Raw genomic sequence first — 18369 nt, 5'->3', positions numbered from 1 at the left:
CCGAACGGGCCGACGTACCACAGGACTTGAGGGCTTCTTGAGGGCATTGAGAGGGATCTGATGGGAATCGAGGAGAAGCTGCCGAGCGGCTTTCTGCTCACGACCGTGGAGACGGCCGCCGGTTGGGTGCGCAAGGCGTCACTCTTCCCGGCCACCTTCGGTCTGGCCTGCTGCGCGATCGAGATGATGACCACCGGCGCCGGCCGCTACGACCTGGCCCGGTTCGGCATGGAGGTGTTCCGGGGTTCCCCCCGGCAGGCCGATCTGATGATCGTGGCGGGTCGGGTGAGCCAGAAGATGGCCCCGGTGCTGCGCCAGGTGTACGACCAGATGGCCAACCCGAAGTGGGTCATCTCGATGGGCGTCTGCGCCTCCTCGGGCGGGATGTTCAACAACTACGCGATCGTGCAGGGCGTCGACCACATCGTCCCGGTGGACATCTACCTGCCCGGTTGCCCGCCCCGCCCGGAGATGCTGATGGACGCCATCCTGAAGCTGCACGACAAGATCCAGCACGAGCCGCTGGGCGCGAACCGGATCCGGGCCGAGGAACTGGGCGAGGCGCTCGCCCTCAAGGCCACCCCGGTCAGCGAGATGCGGGGGCTGCTGCGATGAACGAGCAGCTACCCGAGACCCGTCGCGAGCACCCGGTCCGCGAGATCCCGGTCGAGGTGGTCGGCCGCCGGCAGGGCATGTTCGGTGCCCAGGACAGCGGCGACACCTCCGGCTTCGGCGGCCTGGCCGCGCCGATCGTGCTGCCCGGCCCGAGCGAACGGCCGTACGGCGGCTGGTTCGACGAGGTCGCCGACGAGCTGGAGGGCGCCCTGGAGGAGCAGGGCCTGGACCCGGTCGAGGTGATCGAGAAGACCGTCGTCGACCGCGGCGAGCTCACCTTCCACATCGACCGCGCCCACCTGCTCCGGACCGCCCGCACCCTGCGCGACGACCCGGCGCTGCGCTTCGAACTGTGCCTGGGCGTGAGCGGCGTGCACTACCCCGACGACAAGGGCCGCGAGCTGCACGCGGTCTACCACCTGCGGTCGATCACCCACGGACGGCTGATCCGGGTGGAGGTCACCGCGCCGGACGCCGACCCGCGCATCCCCTCCGTGGTGAGCGTCTACCCGACCAACGACTGGCACGAGCGCGAGGCCTACGACTTCTTCGGCCTGGTCTTCGAAGGCCACCCGGCGCTCACCCGGATCATGATGCCGGACGACTGGCTGGGCCACCCGCAGCGCAAGGACTACCCGCTCGGCGGCATCCCCGTCGAGTACAAGGGCGCCCAGATCCCGGCTCCCGACCAGCGGAGGTCGTACAGCTGATGAGTACTCGGCACCACGAAGATGCTCGGCACGACGAAGAGACTCGACCCCACGAGGAGACCGAGCAGGCAGAGGCCCGGGAGACCACCGAGGGCCGGGTCTTCACGGTCACCGGAGGCGACTGGGGCGAGGTGGTCGAGGCGGTCGGCCGGGCCGACGACGAGCGCATCATCGTCAACATGGGCCCCCAGCACCCGTCCACCCACGGCGTGCTGCGGCTGATCCTGGAGATCGACGGCGAGACGGTGAAGGAGGCCCGCTGCGGCATCGGCTACCTCCACACCGGCATCGAGAAGAACATGGAGTTCCGCAACTGGGTCCAGGGCACCACCTTCGTGACCCGGATGGACTACCTGACCCCGCTGTTCAACGAGACCGCGTACTGCCTGGCCGTCGAGAAGCTGCTCGGCATCACCGACGACATCCCGGACCGGGTCAGCGTGATCCGGGTGCTGATGATGGAGCTCAACCGGATCGCCTCGCACCTGGTCTGCCTGGCCACCGGTGGCATGGAGATCGGCTCCACCACCCTGATGATCTACGGCTTCCGCGACCGCGAGCTGATCCTGGACGTCTTCGAGCTGGTCACCGGCCTGCGCATGAACCACGCGTACGTGCGCCCCGGCGGCCTCGCCCAGGACCTCCCGCCCGGCGCCGTCGACCAGATCCGCGAATGCGTGAAGACCCTGCGCTCCCGGATGCACGAGTACGACAAACTCGCCACCGGGAACCCGGTGTTCAAGGCGCGCCTGGTCGACGTCGGCTTCCTCGACCTGCCCGGCTGCCTGGCCCTCGGCGCCACCGGCCCGATCCTGCGCGCCACCGGCCTGCCGCACGACCTGCGCAAGACCGACCCGTACTGCGGCTACCAGGACTACGACTTCGAGGTCGCGATCGCGGACAGCGCCGACTCCTACGGCCGCTTCCTGATCCGCCTGGAGGAGATGCGGCAGTCGCTGGGGATCGTCGAGCAGTGCCTGGACCGGCTGCGGCCGGGCCCGGTGATGGTGGCCGACAAGAAGATCGCCTGGCCCGCCCAACTCGCCGTCGGCCCGGACGGGATGGGCAACTCGCTCGACCACATCCGCAAGATCATGGGCACCTCGATGGAGGCCCTGATCCACCACTTCAAGCTGGTCACCGAGGGCTTCAGGGTCCCGGTCGGCCAGGCGTACGCGGCGGTCGAGTCGCCCAAGGGCGAGCTGGGCGTGCACGTGGTCAGCGACGGCGGGACGCGCCCGTACCGGGTCCATTTCCGGGATCCGTCGTTCACCAATCTGCAGACGATGGCGGCGATGTGCGAGGGCGGCCAGGTCGCCGACGTGATCGTCGCGGTGGCCGGGATCGACCCGGTGATGGGAGGCGTGGACCGGTGACAGACGTCCAGTTGGGGATGCCGGCGCTGCCGGCCACACCGTACCCCGAGGAGGTGCACGCCCGGCTTGCCGCCGACGCCGCGGAGCTGATCGGCCGCTACCCGCAGGCCCGGTCGGCGCTGCTGCCGCTGCTGCACCTGGTGCAGGCCGAGGAGGGCTTCGTCAGCCCGACCGGCATCCGGTTCTGCGCCGAGCAGCTGGACCTCACCACCGCCGAGGTCACCGCCGTCGCCACCTTCTACACCATGTACCGGCGGCGCCCGGCCGGGAAGTACCACGTCGGGGTCTGCACCAACACCCTGTGCGCGGTGCTCGGCGGCGACCAGATCTTCGACGAGCTCCAGCAGCACCTCGGCGTGCGCAACAACGAGACCACCGGGGACGGCGAGATCTCGATCGAGCACATCGAGTGCAACGCGGCCTGCGACTACGCGCCCGTGGTGATGGTCAACTGGGAGTTCTTCGACGACCAGACCCCGGAGAGCGCCAAGCGGCTGGTCGACGACCTGCGCGCGGGCCGGGAGGTCCGGCCGACCCGCGGCGCCCGGCTGTGCACCTTCAAGGAGTCCGCCCGGATCCTGGCGGGCTTCCCCGACGAGCGCCCGGGTGCCAACGACGAGTCCGGCGCGGGCGGCGCGCCCTCGCTGGCCGGCCTGCGCCTGGCCAAGGGCGAGGCGCTGCCCGGCACCGGCGGCACCAAGGTCGTCGCGCCCCGCCACGAGGGCACCGGCCACGAAGGGACGGAAGCGTGATGACCGCCGCCGAGCCGGCCGAGAAGCTGCTCACCCCCGTCCTGTCCGCCTCCTGGGACGACGAACGGCCCTGGACGCTGGCCACCTACCGCCGCCACCACGGCTACGACGGCCTCAAGGCGGCCCTGGCGATGCCGCCGGACGACGTGATCGCCCTGGTGAAGGACTCCGGGCTGCGCGGTCGCGGCGGTGCCGGCTTCCCCACCGGGATGAAGTGGCAGTTCATCCCGCAGAACGACGGCAAGCCGCACTACCTGGTGGTCAACGCGGACGAGTCCGAGCCGGGCACCTGCAAGGACATCCCGCTGCTGTTCGCCAACCCGCACGCGCTGATCGAGGGCATGATCATCGCCTCCTACGCGATCCGCTGCGACCACGCGTTCATCTACCTGCGCGGCGAGGTCGTCCCGGTGCTGCGCCGCCTGCACGCGGCCGTCGCCGAGGCGTACCAGGCCGGGCTGCTCGGCCGGGACATCCTCGGCTCGGGCGTCGACCTCGACATCACCGTGCACGCCGGAGCCGGCGCCTACATCTGCGGCGAGGAGACGGCACTGCTGGACTCGCTGGAGGGCCGCCGCGGCCAGCCCCGGCTGCGGCCGCCGTTCCCGGCGATCGCCGGCCTGTACGCCTGCCCGACGGTGGTCAACAACGTCGAGTCGATCGCCTCGGTGCCGCCGATCCTGGCCCGCGGCAAGGAGTGGTTCAAGGGCCTGGGCACCGAAAAGTCCCCCGGCTTCACGCTGTACTCGCTCTCCGGCCACGTCACCAACCCCGGCCAGTACGAGGCGCCGCTGGGCATCACGCTGCGCCAGCTGCTGGACATGAGCGGCGGCGTCCGCCCCGGGCACCGGCTCAAGTTCTGGACCCCGGGCGGCTCGTCCACCCCGATGTTCACCGACGAGCACCTGGACGTCCCGCTGGACTACGAGGGTGTCGGCGCGGCCGGTTCGATGCTCGGCACCAAGGCGCTGCAGGTCTTCGACGAGACCACCTGCGTGGTGCGTGCGGTCACCCGCTGGACCGAGTTCTACGCCCACGAGTCCTGCGGCAAGTGCACCCCCTGCCGCGAGGGCACCTACTGGCTGGTCCAGTTGCTCAAGCGGATCGAGGCGGGCGCGGGCGTCGACGGGGACCTGGAGAAGCTCCTCGACATCGCCGACAACATCAACGGCAAGTCCTTCTGCGCACTGGGCGACGGCGCCGCGAGCCCGATCGTCTCCTCCCTCCAGCACTTCCGGGCCGAGTACGAGCAGCACCTGGCCGAGCGCCGCTGCCCGTTCGACCCGGCCGCCTCCACCGTCTGGGCCGACGGCCCCCGCCCCGGCCACCAGTCCGCCACCGAAAGGGAGGTGCACGCGTGACGATCACAGAGCCATCCACCTCCACGGGCGACAAGGCCGCGGTCGAGCTGGTCACGCTCACCATCGACGGCGTCGAAGTGCAGGTCCCCAAGGGGACGTTGGTGATCCGGGCCGCCGAACGGATCGGCACCCAGATCCCGCGCTTCTGCGACCACCCGCTGCTCGACCCGGCCGGCGCCTGCCGGCAGTGCATCGTCGAGATCGAGGGCCAGCGCAAGCCCGTCGCCTCCTGCACCATCCCGGTCGCCGAGGGCATGGTGGTGCGCACCCAGGTGAGTTCACCGGTGGCCGAGAAGGCGCAGCGCGGCGTGATGGAGCTGCTGCTGATCAACCACCCGCTGGACTGCCCGGTCTGCGACAAGGGCGGCGAGTGCCCGCTGCAGAACCAGGCGATGTCCACGGGTGACGCCGACACCCGCTTCGAGGGGATGAAGCGCACCTACGAGAAGCCGATCCCGCTCAGCACCCAGGTGCTGCTGGACCGGGAGCGCTGCGTGCTGTGCGCGCGCTGCACCCGCTTCTCGCAGCAGATCGCCGGGGACCCGTTCATCGACCTGCTGGAACGCGGCGCGCTCCAGCAGGTCGGCACCGGGGACGACGAGCCGCTCGACTCGTACTTCTCCGGGAACACCATCCAGATCTGCCCGGTGGGCGCCCTGACCTCGGCGGCGTACCGCTTCCGCTCCCGCCCGTTCGACCTGGTCTCCTCGCCGAGCGTGTGCGAGCACTGCTCCTCGGGCTGCGCCCAGCGCACCGACCACCGGCGCGGCAAGGTGCTGCGCCGGCTGGCGGGCGAGGACCCGGCGGTCAACGAGGAGTGGAACTGCGACAAGGGCCGGTTCGCGTTCCGCTACGCCCAGCAGCGGGACCGGATCGCCACCCCGCTGGTGCGGGTGGACGGCGAGCTGGTGCCCGCCTCCTGGCCGGAGGCGCTGGCCCGGGCCGCCGAGGGACTGCGCGGCGCCCGCGTCGGGGTGCTGACCGGCGGCCGGGTCACCGTCGAGGACGCCTACGCGTACGGGAAGTTCGCGCGGGTGGTGCTCGGCACCAACGACGTGGACTTCCGGGCCCGCCCGCACAGCGGCGAGGAGGCGGACTTCCTGGCCGCCGCCGTCGCCGGGCGCGGGGTGGACGTGGACGGCGAGGGCCTGACCTACGAGCAGCTGGAGCAGGCGCCGGCGGTGCTGCTGGCGGGTTTCGAGCCGGAGGAGGAGTCGCCGATCGTCTTCCTGCGGCTGCGCAAGGCCAGCCGCGACCGGGGCCTGAAGGTGTACTCGGTGGCGGCGTTCGCCTCCCGGGGCCTGGCCAAGCTGCGCGGCGCGCTGCTGCCGGCCGCCCCGGGCACGGAGGCGGAGTGGTTCGCCGCGCTGGCCGCCGACGAGCCGCTGAACGACGAGGCCGGGCGGGCCGCCGAGCTGCTGCGCGGCCCGGGCGCGGTGATCCTGGTGGGCGAGCGGCTGGCCGCCGCCCCGGGCGCGCTGACGGCGGTGCTGCGCCTGGCGCACGCGACCGGCGCCCGGCTGGCGTGGGTGCCGCGCCGGGCGGGTGAGCGCGGTGCGGTCGAGGCGGGCCTGCTACCGGGGCTGCTGCCCGGCGGCCGTCCGGTGGCGGCTCCGGCCGCCCGGGCGGAGGCCGCCGGGGTGTGGGGGGTGGCGGAGCTGCCGTCCCGGCCGGGCCGGGACACCGAGCAGATCCTGACGGCCGCGGCGCACGGCGAGCTGGACGCGCTGCTGGTCGGCGGCGTCGACCCGGACGACCTGCCGGATCCGGCGCTGGCCGACGCGGCGCTGGCGGCGGTGCCGTTCGTGGTGTCGCTGGAGCTGCGGCCCTCCGCGGTGACGGCGCGCGCGGACGTGGTGCTGCCGGTGGCGGCGGTGGCGGAGAAGGCCGGCGCCTTCCTGGACTGGGAGGGCCGGCTGCGGATGTTCGAGGCGGCGCTCAAGCCCGATCAGCAGATGGGCCGCCACCTGTACCCGGACCTGCGGGTGCTGACCATGCTGGCGGAGGCGCTGGGCCACCGGCTGGGCCTGCCGGACGTCCGGGCGGCCCGGCTGGAGCTGGACCACTTCACCCCGTGGACGGGTGACCGGTCCGCGGACCCGGCCGCGCATCCCGGCGTGCTGCCCCGCCCGGCCACCGGCCAGGCGGTGCTGGCGGGTTGGCGCCAGCTGCTGGACAACGGCACGTTGCAGCAGGGTGATCCGCACCTGGCGGGCACCCGGCACCGGGCGGTGGCCCGGGTCTCGCCGGCCACCGCGAAGGAGGTCGGTGCGCCGGAGGCCGGCGCCGAGGCGGGTGGGGCGGGCGGGGCGCTGCGGCTGACCGGCCCGGCCGGCTCGCTGACCCTGCCGCTGGAGGTCACCGACTCGATCCCGGACCGCACGGTCTGGATCCCGCTCAACTCCACGCCGGGCGGCGCCCACCGCGCGCTCGGCACCACCGTCGGCCATCTGGTCACGATCGCCGTGGCCGCCCCCGAGCCGGCCGCGAGGGCCGAGGCCGCGGCGGGCGACGCGGGCAGCGAAGGGGAGGAGCGATGACTCCGCAGCCGTACGAGACGCTCCACTTCTTCGGGCAGGACCCGTGGTGGCTGGTGCTGCTGAAGGCGGTGTTCTGCTTCGGCTTCCTGGTCCTGACGGTGCTGATCGCGATCGTCTGGGAGCGCAAGGTGGTGGCCTGGATGCAGCTGCGCATCGGGCCGAACCGGCACGGGCCGTGGGGGATGCTGCAGTCCCTGGCGGACGGCGTGAAGCTCGCGCTCAAGGAAGACCTGGTGGTCAAGGGCGCGGACAAGGTGGTCTACATCCTGGCCCCGATCGTCTGCGCCGTCCCGGCGTTCATGGCCTTCGCGGTGATCCCGTTCGGGCCGGCCGGCAACGAGGTGTCGATCTTCGGCACCCGGACGGCGATGCAGCTGACCGACTTCCCGGTGGCGCTGCTGTACATCCTGGCGACGGCCTCGATCGGCATCTACGGCATCGTGCTGGCCGGCTGGTCGTCCGGTTCGACGTACCCGCTGCTGGGCGGGCTGCGCTCGGCCGCGCAGATGGTCAGCTACGAGATCGCGATGGGCCTGTCCTTCGCGGCGGTGTTCATCTACTCGGGGTCGATGTCGACCTCGGAGATCGTGGCGCACCAGCAGCCGACCTGGTTCGCGGCGCTGCTGCCGGTGTCGTTCATCGTGTACATCATCGCGATGGTGGGGGAGACCAACCGGGCGCCGTTCGACCTCCCGGAGGCCGAGGGCGAGCTGGTCGGCGGTTTCAACACCGAGTACTCCTCGCTGAAGTTCGCGATGTTCATGCTGGCCGAGTACGTCAACATGGTGACCGTCTCGGCGGTGGCCTCCACCCTGTTCCTGGGCGGCTGGCGGGCCCCGTGGCCGGTGTCGACCTTCTGGGAGGGCGCCAACCACGGCTGGTGGCCGATGCTGTGGATCACGCTGAAGATCCAGCTGCTGCTGTTCTTCTTCATCTGGCTGCGCGGCACGCTGCCCCGGTTCCGCTACGACCAGTTCATGAAGCTGGGCTGGAAGGTGCTGATCCCGGTCTCGCTGGTGTGGCTGGTGCTGATCGCGAGCGTGCGGGCGCTGCGCAACGAGGGCTACGGCTTCGGCGAGGTGGTGCTGTACGTCGGCGCGCCGGTCGGGGCGATCCTGCTGCTCGCCCTGCTGCGGGACTTCCTGAAGAAGGAGCCCGAGCCCGAACCCGCCCTGCCGAAGGGGGAGTTCGACCCGATGGCGGGCGGATACCCGGTGCCCCCGCTGCCCGGACAGGAGCTCCCGCCGGTGCCGCGCCGGCGCAGCCGGGCCCCGAAGCAACTCCAGGACGCCCTCAACGGGGCCGACCATACCGAAGGGAGCTGAACCGAGATGTCGTCCGACCAGACGGAGCGGGCCGAGCGGCCCGACAAGCCGTCGATCCTCGGCCCGGCCGCCGGCTTCGGCGTGACCTTCAAGGCCATGTTCAAGAAGCGGCTCACCGAGCAGTACCCGGAGCAGAAGAAGCCCACCGCTCCGCGCTTCCACGGCCGCCACCAGCTGAACCGGCACCCGGACGGCCTGGAGAAGTGCGTCGGCTGCGAGCTGTGCGCGTGGGCCTGTCCGGCCGACGCCATCTACGTGGAGGGCGCGGACAACCGGGAGGAGGAGCGCTACTCGCCGGGCGAGCGCTACGGCGCGGTCTACCAGATCAACTACGCCCGCTGCATCCTGTGCGGGCTGTGCATCGAGGCCTGCCCGACCCGCGCGCTCACCATGACCAACGAGTACGAGCTGGCCGACTCCTCGCGCCGGGACCTGATCTTCACCAAGGAGCAGCTGCTGGTCGGCCTGTCCGAGGGCATGGTGGACGCCCCGCACGCGATCTTCCCGGGCGCCGACGAGGGCGCGTACTACCGGGGCGAGATCACCGCGGCGGCGCCCGGGACGGTTCAGCAGGAGCGCACCGACCGGGAGCGGGAGGTCCAGCAGTGACCTCCCTCAACCTGGCCGCGACCGGGACGACCTCCGTCGGGGAGGCCGTCCAGTTCTGGGTGCTCGCGGTGATCGCGGTCGGCGGCGCGCTCGGCATGGTGCTGATGCGCAAGGCCGTGCACAGCGCGCTGTGCCTGGCGGCCACGATGATGGCGCTGGCGGTCTGTTACATGGCGCAGGGCGCGGTGTTCCTGGGCGTGGTGCAGATCGTCGTCTACACCGGCGCGATCATGATGCTGTTCCTGTTCGTGGTGATGCTGGTCGGCGTCACCAGCGAGGACTCCCTGAAGGAGCAGCTGAAGGGCCAGCGGTTCGCCGCGGTGCTGTGCGGGCTGGGCTTCGGCGTGCTGCTGATCGCCGGGATCGCCAACGCGCGGCTGGACCACTTCACCGGCCTGTCCGAGGCGAACGCCGAGGGCAACGTGCCGGGCCTGGCCCGGCTGATCTTCACCCGGTACGTGTGGGCGTTCGAGGTCACCGGCGCGCTGCTGATCACCGCGGCGATCGGTGCGATGGTGCTGACCCACCGCGAGCACGTGAAGGCGCCGAAGACGCAGCGCGAGCTGGCCGCCCAGCGGGTCGTGGACAACCTCCAGCTGCCGCCGCTGCCGGCGCCGGGCGTGTACGCGCGGCACAACGCGGTGGACGTTCCGGCGCTGCTGCCGGACGGCACGATCGCCGAGGACTCGGTGATGGCGACGCTGCGCGAGCGCGGCCAGGTCCGGGACGTCAGCCAGGAGATGCTGCGGCGGATGGCCGAGCTGGAGAACACCACGGCGGACTGGCTGGGCCGGCCGTCGTCCGAGCGGCCGGCGGTCGCCGGACCGCGCAAGTCCCTGGAGCCGGTGCCGGCGTCGGTGCCGGCGTCGGTGAACGGCAAGGACGGCAACGGCGGTCCGAACGGTCTGAACGGCAACGGCGGTTCGAACGGCAAGGACGGCTTGAACGGCAAGGACGGCCTGAACGGCCGCGCCGACGAGGAGGGATCGGAGTGAACCCGGCCAACTACCTGTACCTCGCGGCCCTGTTGTTCACCATCGGCGCGGCCGGAGTGCTGATCCGGCGCAACGCGATCGTGCTGTTCATGTGCGTGGAGCTGATGCTGAACGCCTCGAACCTCGCCCTGGTGACCTTCTCCCGGCTGCACGGCACCCTGGACGGCCAGATCATCGCGTTCTTCACGATGGTGGTCGCGGCGGCCGAGGTCGTGGTCGGCCTCGCCATCATCGTCTCCATCTTCCGGACTAGGCACTCCGCTTCGGTCGACGACAGCAATCTGATGAAGCTGTAGGCGGAGGGCCTCGGTGAACTCTCTCATTCCGCTGCTGGTGGCGGCCCCGCTGGCCGGCGCCGCCCTGCTCCTGCTCGGCGGCCGCGCGCTGGACCGCTTCGGCCACTGGCTGGCCACCGCCCTCGCGGCGCTCTCGTTCGGCTTCGGCCTGGCGCTGTTCCGGGACATGCTGGGCCGCGAGGCCGAGCACCGGGCCGTCACCGAGCACCTGTTCAGCTGGATCCCGGTGAACGGGTTCCAGGCCGACATGTCGTTCCGGCTCGACCAGTTGTCGATGACCTTCGTCCTGCTGATCACCGGCGTCGGCACGCTGATCCACCTGTACTCGGTGGGCTACATGGCGCACGACGAGCGCCGGCGCCGCTTCTTCGCGTACCTGAACCTGTTCCTGGCCGCCATGCTGCTGCTGGTGGTCGCCGACAACTACCTGCTGCTGTACTTCGGTTGGGAGGGCGTGGGCCTCGCCTCGTACCTGCTGATCGGCTTCTGGCAGCACAAGCCGAGCGCGGCGACGGCGGCGAAGAAGGCGTTCATCGTCAACCGGGTCGGTGACCTGGGCCTGTCGATCGCGATCATGCTGATGTTCACCGAGTTCGGCTCCTTCGCCTTCGAACCGGTCTTCGGTGGGGCGGCGCAGGCGAGCGAGGGCAAGCTGACGGCGATCGGCCTGATGCTGCTGCTGGCGGCCTGCGGCAAGTCGGCGCAGGTGCCGCTGCAGTCCTGGCTGGGCGACGCGATGGAGGGCCCGACCCCGGTGTCGGCGCTGATCCACGCGGCCACCATGGTGACCGCCGGCGTCTACCTGATCACCCGCTCGTCGGCGATCTTCGACCTGGCGCCGGACGCGCAGACCGCCGTGGTGGTGGTCGGCGCGGTCACGCTGCTGTTCGGTGCGATCGTCGGTTGCGCGAAGGACGACATCAAGAAGGCGCTGGCCGGGTCGACGATGTCGCAGATCGGCTACATGGTGCTGGCGGCCGGGCTCGGCCCGATCGGCTACGCCTTCGCGATCATGCACCTGGTGACGCACGGCTTCTTCAAGGCCGGGCTGTTCCTCGGCGCCGGGTCGGTCATGCACGGCATGAACGACGAGGTGAACATGCGTCACTACGGCGGCCTGCGCAAGTACATGCCGGTCACCTTCGTCACCTTCGGCCTCGGCTACCTGGCGATCATCGGCTTCCCCGGCCTGTCCGGCTTCTTCTCCAAGGACAAGATCATCGAGGCGGCCTTCGCCAAGGGCGGCACCGAGGGCTGGATCCTCGGCCTGTGCGCGCTGACCGGTGCCGCCGTCACCGCGTTCTACATGACCCGGGTGATGCTGCTGACCTTCTTCGGCGAGAAGCGCTGGCAGCCGGACGCGGAGGGCAACGCCCCGCACCCGCACGAGTCGCCGAAGACCATGACCATCCCGATGGTCCTGCTGGCCTTCGGCTCGGTCTTCGCGGGCGGGCTGTTCGCCTTCAACGACTCGTTCCTGACCTGGCTGGAGCCGGTCACCGGACACTCCGAGGGCAACTCGCCGCTCGCCCCGCTGGTGGTCACCGTGCTCACCACGGCCTGCATGCTGGCCGGCGTCCTCGTCTCGTACCTGATGTACGGGCGCTCCGCCGTCCCCGTGGTGCCGCCGGTCGGCTCCCCGCTCACCCGGGCCGCCCGCCGCGACCTGCTCCAGGACGACTTCAACCACGCCGTCCTGGTCCGCCCGGGCTCGGCGCTCACCGCGACGCTGGTCTACTTCGACAGCCGCGGTCTGGACGGCTTCGTCAACGGCCTGGCCGCCACCATCGGCGGCGTGTCCAGTCGGCTGCGGCGGGTCCAGAACGGCTTCGTCCGCTCGTACGCGCTCTCCATGTTCGGCGGCACGCTGGTGCTGGTCGCCACGACTCTCCTGATGAGGTCCGTCTGATGACTCGCGCAGATTCCACGTGGGGGGTGCGGCCATGAGCGCGTTGCTGACCGCCACCTGTGCCGTCCCGGCGGCCGGCGCGGTGCTGACCGCCGCCCTGCCCGCCGGGTCGACCGAGCGCCGCCGCTCGACCACCAAGGCCGTCGCCCTGGGCGTCTCGGTCGTCACCCTGGTGCTGGCCGCCGTGGTGGCGACCCGCTTCGACCCGCACGGCGATCGCTACCAGCTGACCGAGTCGTACAGCTGGATCCGCTCCTTCGGCATCACCTTCTCGCTCGGCGTGGACGGCATCGGCGCCGTCCTCGCCCTGCTCACCGCCGTCCTGGTGCCGGTGGTGATGCTGGCCTCCTGGCACGACGCCGACCCGGGGCCTGCCTCTCCCGACGGCACCTTTGAGGGCAGGCGCCGCACCCAGGGCTTCTTCGCCCTGATCCTGGCGGTGGAGGCGATGGTGGTCGTCTCCTTCTACGCCACCGACGTCTTCCTCTTCTACGTGTTCTTCGAAGCCATGCTGATCCCGATGTACTTCCTGATCGGCGGCTTCGGCGACCGGGCCGGCGGCCCCGACGCGGCGCGCCAGCGCTCGTACGCGGCCGTGAAGTTCCTGCTCTACAACCTGCTCGGCGGCCTGGTGATGCTGGCCGCCGTGATCGGCCTGTACGTGATCGCGCAGGACCAGGGCTTCGGCACCTTCGACCTCCAGACCCTCACCTCGGCGATCGCCGACGGCAAGCTCCAGCTGTCCGGCACCGCCGAGAAGGCGCTGTTCCTGGGCTTCTTCTTCGCCTTCGCGGTGAAGGCCCCGCTGTGGCCGCTGCACACCTGGCTGCCGAACGCGATGGGCGAGGCCACCGCCGGCACCGCCGTGCTGATCACCGCCGTGGTGGACAAGGTCGGCACCTTCGCGATGCTGCGCTTCTGCCTCGGGCTGTTCCCGCACGCCTCGAAGACCTTCGCCCCGGTGATCCTGGTCCTGTCGGTGATCGGGATCATCTACGGCGCGCTGCTGGCGGTCGGTCAGAAGGACATCAAGCGGCTGGTCGCCTACGCGTCGATCTCGCACTTCGGCTTCATCATCATGGGCATCTTCGCGCTGACCAGCCAGGGCCAGAGCGGCGCCACCCTCTACATGGTCAACCACGGCATCTCCACCGCCGCGTGGATGCTGGTGGCGGGCTTCCTGATCTCCCGCCGCGGCTCGCGGCTGATCGCCGACTACGGCGGGGTGCAGAAGGTCGCCCCGGTGCTCGCCGGGACGTTCCTGATCGGCGGTCTGGCCACCCTGTCGCTGCCCGGGCTGGCCCCGTTCGTCAGCGAGTTCCTGGTGCTGGTGGGCACGTTCACCCGCTACCCGGCGATCGGCATCGTGGCGACCTTCGGCATCGTGCTGGCCGCGCTGTACGCCCTGCTGCTGTACCAGCGCACCATGACCGGCCCGGTGAAGGCCGGCGTCGGCGGGATGCCCGACCTCAAGGTCCGCGAACTGGCCGTGGTCGCCCCGCTGGTGGCGCTGACCATCCTGCTCGGCGTCTACCCCAAGCCGCTCACCGACCTGGTCAACCCCTCGGTGAACGCGACGCTCTCGCAGGTCCACGAGACCGACCCGGCGCCGGCCCACCCGGTCGCCGCCACCTCAGGAGGTGAGCAGAAGTGAGCACCACCGGCATGCTCGCCGCCGCCGGCGGCAACACCGCCAGCATCCCGGCGCCGCACCTGGAGTACGGCCAGCTCTCCCCGATGCTGGTGGTGTTCGGCGCCGCCGTGGCCGGCATCCTGGTGGAGGCCTTCGTGCCCCGCCGGCACCGGCACTGGACGCAGGTGTCGCTCGCCCTGGCCGGGCTGATCGGCTCCTTCGTCGCCGTGGTGGTGCTGGCCTCCCAGGGCTTCGGCTCCACCCGGGTCGACCTGCTGGCCATGGAGTCCGTCGCGCTGGACGGCCCGGCGCTGTTCCTGCAGGGCGTGATCCTGCTGGCCGCCGTCGTCGCGGTGCTCACCTACGCCGAACGGAAGCTGGAGCCCAAGGCGGGCGGCCTGCCCGCCGACGCCTTCGCGGCCCAGGCCGCCGCCACCCCCGGCGGCGAGCAGGAGCGGGCCGCGGTCCGGGCCGGCTTCGCCACCAGCGAGGTCTTCCCGCTCACCATGTTCGCGGTCGGCGGGATGCTGCTGTTCCCCGCGGCCAACGACCTGCTGACGATGTTCGTGGCGCTGGAGGTCTTCTCCCTCCCGCTGTACCTGCTCTGCGCGCTGGCCCGGCGCCGCCGGCTGCTCTCCCAGGAGGCGGCCGTCAAGTACTTCCTGCTGGGCGCCTTCGCCTCGGCGTTCTTCCTGTTCGGCACCGCGCTGCTGTACGGCTACGCGGGCAGCGTGAAGCTCGGCGACATCTCGGACGTGATCTCCGGCAAGGCGATGACCACCCCGGCGCAGCTGAGCAGCACCCAGAGTGACGCGCTGCTGCTGATCGGCCTGGCGATGCTCGCGGTCGGCCTGCTGTTCAAGGTCGGCGCGGTGCCGTTCCACTCCTGGACCCCGGACGTGTACCAGGGCGCGCCGACCCCGGTGACCGGCTTCATGGCGGCGGCGACGAAGGTCGCGGCCTTCGGGGCGTTCCTGCGGCTGTTCTACGTGGCCTTCCCGGGCCTGCGGCTGGACTGGCGGCCGGTGCTGTGGGGGGTGGCGATCCTCACCATGGTGGTGGGCGCGGTGCTGGCGGTCACCCAGCAGGACGTCAAGCGGCTGCTGGCGTACTCCTCGATCGCGCACGCCGGGTTCATCCTCACGGGCGTGATCGCCACCAACAAGCAGGGCCTGTCCTCGGTGCTGTTCTACCTGCTGTCGTACTCCTTCGTGACGCTCGGCGCGTTCGCCGTGGTCACCCTGGTGCGCGACTCCAAGGGCGAGGCGACCCACCTGTCCAGCTGGGCCGGGCTGGGCCGGCGCTCGCCGCTGGTGGCGGCGGTGTTCGCACTGTTCCTGCTGGCCTTCGCCGGGATCCCGCTGACCTCCGGGTTCACCGGGAAGTTCGCGGTGTTCCAGGCGGCGGCGGCCGGCGGGGCGACGCCGCTGGTGATCGTCGGTGTGCTGAGTTCGGCGGTGGCCGCGTTCTTCTACATCCGGGTCATCGTGCTGATGTTCTTCTCCGACCCGAAGCCGGGCGGCCCGACGGTGGCGATCCCGAGCGCCTTCACGGCGACCGCGATCGGGGTGGGGGTGCTGGTCACGCTGGGTCTCGGCCTGCTGCCGCAGTACTTCCTGGACCTGGCGTCGAAGGCCGCGCTGTTCGTCCGCTGACCGCCACCGGGGCGGCGCCGCCGCCCCGGGCCCGTCCGGGCCGCGCCCTCGGCGCGCGGTCCGGACGCGCGTTTGCCGCCGGCCCGCCGGCGGAGGGGCTCCGGCCCGTGTTTTCCAGCTGAATTCGCCCCCACCGCAGTACTGCCCCCACAGCCGCCCTGACCAGGGCATCCGGCCCGATCATGACAGGATCCGCACGCCCGTGCAGTGATCCACTCGTGACCGGATACCCTGCCTGTATGGCCAGCGGCGGCACTCAGGGACCAGGCCGCTAGATCGACCAGGGACAGAGGAGTGGTCTTCGTGACCGTCGTGGGACCCTTCGGGCTCAGCGTGCAGGACCGCGACCTGACCCGGGACGTTCAGGCCGGACTGGACGCGGTGGAGACGGCGCTCGCCGAGGCCGTCAAGAGCGACGTCCCGTTCATCACCATCACCGCCAGTCACCTCATCGAGGCCGGCGGCAAGCGCTTCCGTCCGCTGCTGCTGCTGCTGGCGGCGCAGTTCGGCGACCCGGGGGCGCCCGGTGTGGTGCCGGCGGCCGTCGTCGTCGAACTCACCCACCTGGCGACCCTGTACCACGACGACGTCATGGACGAGGCCCCGGTGCGCCGCGGCGCCCCCAGCGCCAACTCCCGCTGGGACAACTCGGTGGCCATCCTCACCGGCGACTTCCTGTTCTCCCGCGCCTCCCAGGTGCTCGCCGACCTCGGCCCCGAGGCGGTGCGGATGCAGGCCGACGCCTTCGAGCGGCTGGTCACCGGCCAGATCCTGGAGACCCGCGGCCCCGGCCCGGACGGCGACCCGCTGCTGCACTACCTCGACGTGCTGGCCGGCAAGACCGGTTCGCTGATCGCGGTCTCCTGCCGGATAGGAGCGCTGATGGCCGGCGCCGAGCCGTGGATGGTGGACACCCTCAGCGAGTTCGGCGAGCGGATCGGCATCGCCTTCCAGCTGGCCGACGACGTGCTGGACATCGCCAGCGACGGCCAGGAGTCCGGCAAGACCCCCGGCACCGACCTGCGCGAGGGCGTGCCGACCCTGCCGACCCTGCTGCTGGAGCAGATGCCGGCTGACCCCGCCGACCCGGCCGACACCCGGCTGCGCGAACTGCTCACCCTGGACCTCGCCGACGACGAGCTGCACGCCGAGGCGCTGCGGCTGCTGCGCCGCCACCCCGCGCTGGAGCGCGCCCGCCGGGAGACGCTGCGCCAGGCCGAGGACGCCCGGGCGCTGCTCGCCCCGCTGCCGGACTGCGCGGCGAAGGCGGCCCTGGAGGGGCTCTGCGACGCGGTGGCGATCCGGACCATGTGACCGGGGCGCGGCGGGCGGCAGCCCCTGACCGGCGGATCCGCGGACGGCGGGCCGGGTGTTCACCCGGATGGGGGAGACTGGCCCCTGTCAGCTCTGCCCTGCCGGGAAGGTCACCATGCGCCGCGTCGTCATAGCCGAGGACTCCGTACTGCTGCGGGAGGGCCTGACCCGGCTGCTCACCGACCGGGGCCTGGAGGTCGTGGCGGGTGTCGGGGACGGCGCCGCGCTGGTGAAGACCATCCACGACCTGGCCGCGGCCGGGCAACTGCCGGACGTCGTGGTCTCCGACGTGCGGATGCCGCCGAGCCACACCGACGAGGGCCTGCGCGCCTGCGTCGAGCTGCGCGGGCGCTACCCGGAGCTGAACGTGCTGGTGCTGTCGCAGTTCGTGGAGGAGCGGTACGCCTCCGAGCTGCTGGCCGGTTCGACCCGGGGCGTCGGCTACCTGCTGAAGGACCGGGTCGCGGAGGTGCGCGAGTTCGCGGACGCGGTGGTCCGGGTCGCCGAGGGCGGCACCGCGCTGGACCCGGAGGTGGTGCAGCAACTCCTCAGCCGCAGCCGCAAGGGCGACGTGCTGGCCAACCTCACCCCGCGCGAGCGGGAGGTGCTCGGGCTGATGGCGGAGGGCCGCACCAACAGCGCGGTGGCCAAGCAGCTGGTGGTCTCGGACGGCGCGGTGGAGAAGCACGTCAGCAACATCTTCCTGAAGCTGGGCCTGGCGCAGAGCCCGGAGGACCACCGCCGGGTGCTGGCGGTGCTCACCTACCTCAACTCGTAGCCGTCCCGGCGGCCGGGCAGCTCGGGGGGCGGCTCGGGGGTAGGGGGGCAGGGGGGCGGCCGTCGGACGCGGAATGATCTCCGGCGGCCGGACGTTGTACCCCGTGTGCGGTACGGGCGCGGGCCGGTGTTTTCCCGCCGCACGTGGGAGTTCCGTCCGGGATCAAGTGCCCGCGCATAGGATGCGGGAGGTGCACCAAGCGGACGGGGCACGGGGCCGCGCCCGCGGTGGTGTGCCCTCGAGGAGGTCCGCGGCAGTGACCAGTCAGGTCGATCAGTCAGAGGCAGTGGACGGCTCGGACGGCGACGGTGGTCGTTCCGGGAACGGTGACGGACGCCCCGGTGCGGCCGTGCCCGCCGATCCAACGGCCCCGGGAGGTTCGCCGCCGAGGCACGGCAAGCCGATCCGCCGACTGGACCGGGTGATCATCCGTTTCGCCGGTGACTCGGGTGACGGCATGCAGCTCACCGGTGACCGGTTCACCTCGGAGACGGCGTCGTT

15 protein-coding genes and 1 pseudogene are annotated in these 18369 nt (G+C 71.5%); all 16 read left to right on the top strand.

What is annotated here, in order from left to right; translation table 11 throughout:
* The first annotated feature begins 60 nt into the window (after positions 1-60).
* The gene (locus tag ACIOGZ_RS33870) at positions 61-615 is read left to right on the top strand and encodes an NADH-quinone oxidoreductase subunit B family protein (protein ID WP_063348147.1); all 555 of its coding nucleotides are present in this window, start codon (positions 61-63) and stop codon (positions 613-615) included.
* Positions 612-1325, top strand: a complete 714-nt coding sequence (locus tag ACIOGZ_RS33865; RefSeq protein WP_363585045.1) for an NADH-quinone oxidoreductase subunit C — start codon at positions 612-614, stop codon at positions 1323-1325. The genes ACIOGZ_RS33870 and ACIOGZ_RS33865 overlap by 4 nt, the downstream gene beginning before the upstream one ends.
* Positions 1325-2701 carry an NADH-quinone oxidoreductase subunit D gene (locus ACIOGZ_RS33860; protein ID WP_363585047.1) on the top strand — a complete coding sequence of 459 codons (1377 nt, stop codon included), beginning with the start codon at positions 1325-1327 and terminating at the stop codon, positions 2699-2701. Before ACIOGZ_RS33865 ends, ACIOGZ_RS33860 begins: the two co-directional genes overlap by 1 nt.
* Positions 2698-3453: an NADH-quinone oxidoreductase subunit NuoE gene (nuoE, locus tag ACIOGZ_RS33855; RefSeq protein ID WP_363585048.1), complete on the top strand. Its 756-nt coding sequence runs from the start codon at positions 2698-2700 to the stop codon at positions 3451-3453. The genes ACIOGZ_RS33860 and nuoE overlap by 4 nt, the downstream gene beginning before the upstream one ends.
* Complete coding sequence (gene nuoF, locus ACIOGZ_RS33850) at positions 3453-4814, top strand: NADH-quinone oxidoreductase subunit NuoF (protein WP_363585050.1); 1362 nt, start codon at positions 3453-3455, stop codon at positions 4812-4814. The genes nuoE and nuoF overlap by 1 nt, the downstream gene beginning before the upstream one ends.
* On the top strand, positions 4811-7354 hold the full coding sequence (locus ACIOGZ_RS33845) for an NADH-quinone oxidoreductase subunit G (RefSeq protein WP_363585052.1): 2544 nt from the start codon (positions 4811-4813) through the stop codon (positions 7352-7354). The genes nuoF and ACIOGZ_RS33845 overlap by 4 nt, the downstream gene beginning before the upstream one ends.
* Positions 7351-8679, top strand: coding sequence for an NADH-quinone oxidoreductase subunit NuoH (nuoH, locus tag ACIOGZ_RS33840; RefSeq protein ID WP_363632139.1), 1329 nt, complete (start codon positions 7351-7353; stop codon positions 8677-8679). Before ACIOGZ_RS33845 ends, nuoH begins: the two co-directional genes overlap by 4 nt.
* 6 nt (positions 8680-8685) lie before the next feature.
* Positions 8686-9288 carry an NADH-quinone oxidoreductase subunit NuoI gene (nuoI, locus tag ACIOGZ_RS33835; RefSeq protein ID WP_363585056.1) on the top strand — a complete coding sequence of 201 codons (603 nt, stop codon included), beginning with the start codon at positions 8686-8688 and terminating at the stop codon, positions 9286-9288.
* Positions 9285-10283, top strand: a complete 999-nt coding sequence (locus tag ACIOGZ_RS33830; protein ID WP_400988782.1) for an NADH-quinone oxidoreductase subunit J — start codon at positions 9285-9287, stop codon at positions 10281-10283. The genes nuoI and ACIOGZ_RS33830 overlap by 4 nt, the downstream gene beginning before the upstream one ends.
* Positions 10280-10579, top strand: a complete 300-nt coding sequence (gene nuoK / locus ACIOGZ_RS33825; RefSeq protein ID WP_363585058.1) for an NADH-quinone oxidoreductase subunit NuoK — start codon at positions 10280-10282, stop codon at positions 10577-10579. Before ACIOGZ_RS33830 ends, nuoK begins: the two co-directional genes overlap by 4 nt.
* Before the next feature lie 13 nt (positions 10580-10592).
* Positions 10593-12488, top strand: coding sequence for an NADH-quinone oxidoreductase subunit L (gene nuoL, locus ACIOGZ_RS33820; RefSeq protein ID WP_363619160.1), 1896 nt, complete (start codon positions 10593-10595; stop codon positions 12486-12488).
* Between the two features lie 34 nt (positions 12489-12522).
* Entirely contained in the window at positions 12523-14142 is a 1620-nt protein-coding gene (locus tag ACIOGZ_RS33815) for an NADH-quinone oxidoreductase subunit M (protein ID WP_363632142.1), read from the top strand.
* A gap of 11 nt (positions 14143-14153) precedes the next feature.
* Positions 14154-15776, top strand: a complete 1623-nt coding sequence (nuoN, locus tag ACIOGZ_RS33810) for an NADH-quinone oxidoreductase subunit NuoN (RefSeq protein ID WP_400988844.1) — start codon at positions 14154-14156, stop codon at positions 15774-15776.
* A gap of 303 nt (positions 15777-16079) precedes the next feature.
* Positions 16080-17090 carry a polyprenyl synthetase family protein gene (locus ACIOGZ_RS33805; protein WP_363585063.1) on the top strand — a complete coding sequence of 337 codons (1011 nt, stop codon included), beginning with the start codon at positions 16080-16082 and terminating at the stop codon, positions 17088-17090.
* A 115-nt stretch (positions 17091-17205) separates the two neighbouring features.
* Positions 17206-17868: a response regulator transcription factor gene (locus tag ACIOGZ_RS33800; RefSeq protein WP_363585065.1), complete on the top strand. Its 663-nt coding sequence runs from the start codon at positions 17206-17208 to the stop codon at positions 17866-17868.
* 256 nt (positions 17869-18124) lie between these two features.
* A pseudogene (locus ACIOGZ_RS33795) lies at positions 18125-18369 on the top strand (2-oxoglutarate ferredoxin oxidoreductase subunit alpha); the annotation flags it as partial.

It is taken from the genome of Kitasatospora sp. NPDC088160 (genome assembly GCF_044741445.1).
Lineage (GTDB): Bacteria > Actinomycetota > Actinomycetes > Streptomycetales > Streptomycetaceae > Kitasatospora.
This window is presented reverse-complemented; position numbering and strand designations above follow the sequence as displayed.

Coding starts and splice junctions, on each gene's coding strand:
- ACIOGZ_RS33870 (WP_063348147.1), top strand. CDS start 61: ATGGGAATCGAGGAGAAGCTGCCGAGCGGCTTTCTGCTCACGACCGTG.
- ACIOGZ_RS33865 (WP_363585045.1), top strand. CDS start 612: ATGAACGAGCAGCTACCCGAGACCCGTCGCGAGCACCCGGTCCGCGAG.
- ACIOGZ_RS33860 (WP_363585047.1), top strand. CDS start 1,325: ATGAGTACTCGGCACCACGAAGATGCTCGGCACGACGAAGAGACTCGA.
- nuoF (WP_363585050.1), top strand. CDS start 3,453: ATGACCGCCGCCGAGCCGGCCGAGAAGCTGCTCACCCCCGTCCTGTCC.
- nuoH (WP_363632139.1), top strand. CDS start 7,351: ATGACTCCGCAGCCGTACGAGACGCTCCACTTCTTCGGGCAGGACCCG.
- nuoI (WP_363585056.1), top strand. CDS start 8,686: ATGTCGTCCGACCAGACGGAGCGGGCCGAGCGGCCCGACAAGCCGTCG.
- ACIOGZ_RS33815 (WP_363632142.1), top strand. CDS start 12,523: ATGAGCGCGTTGCTGACCGCCACCTGTGCCGTCCCGGCGGCCGGCGCG.
- nuoN (WP_400988844.1), top strand. CDS start 14,154: ATGCTCGCCGCCGCCGGCGGCAACACCGCCAGCATCCCGGCGCCGCAC.
- ACIOGZ_RS33800 (WP_363585065.1), top strand. CDS start 17,206: ATGCGCCGCGTCGTCATAGCCGAGGACTCCGTACTGCTGCGGGAGGGC.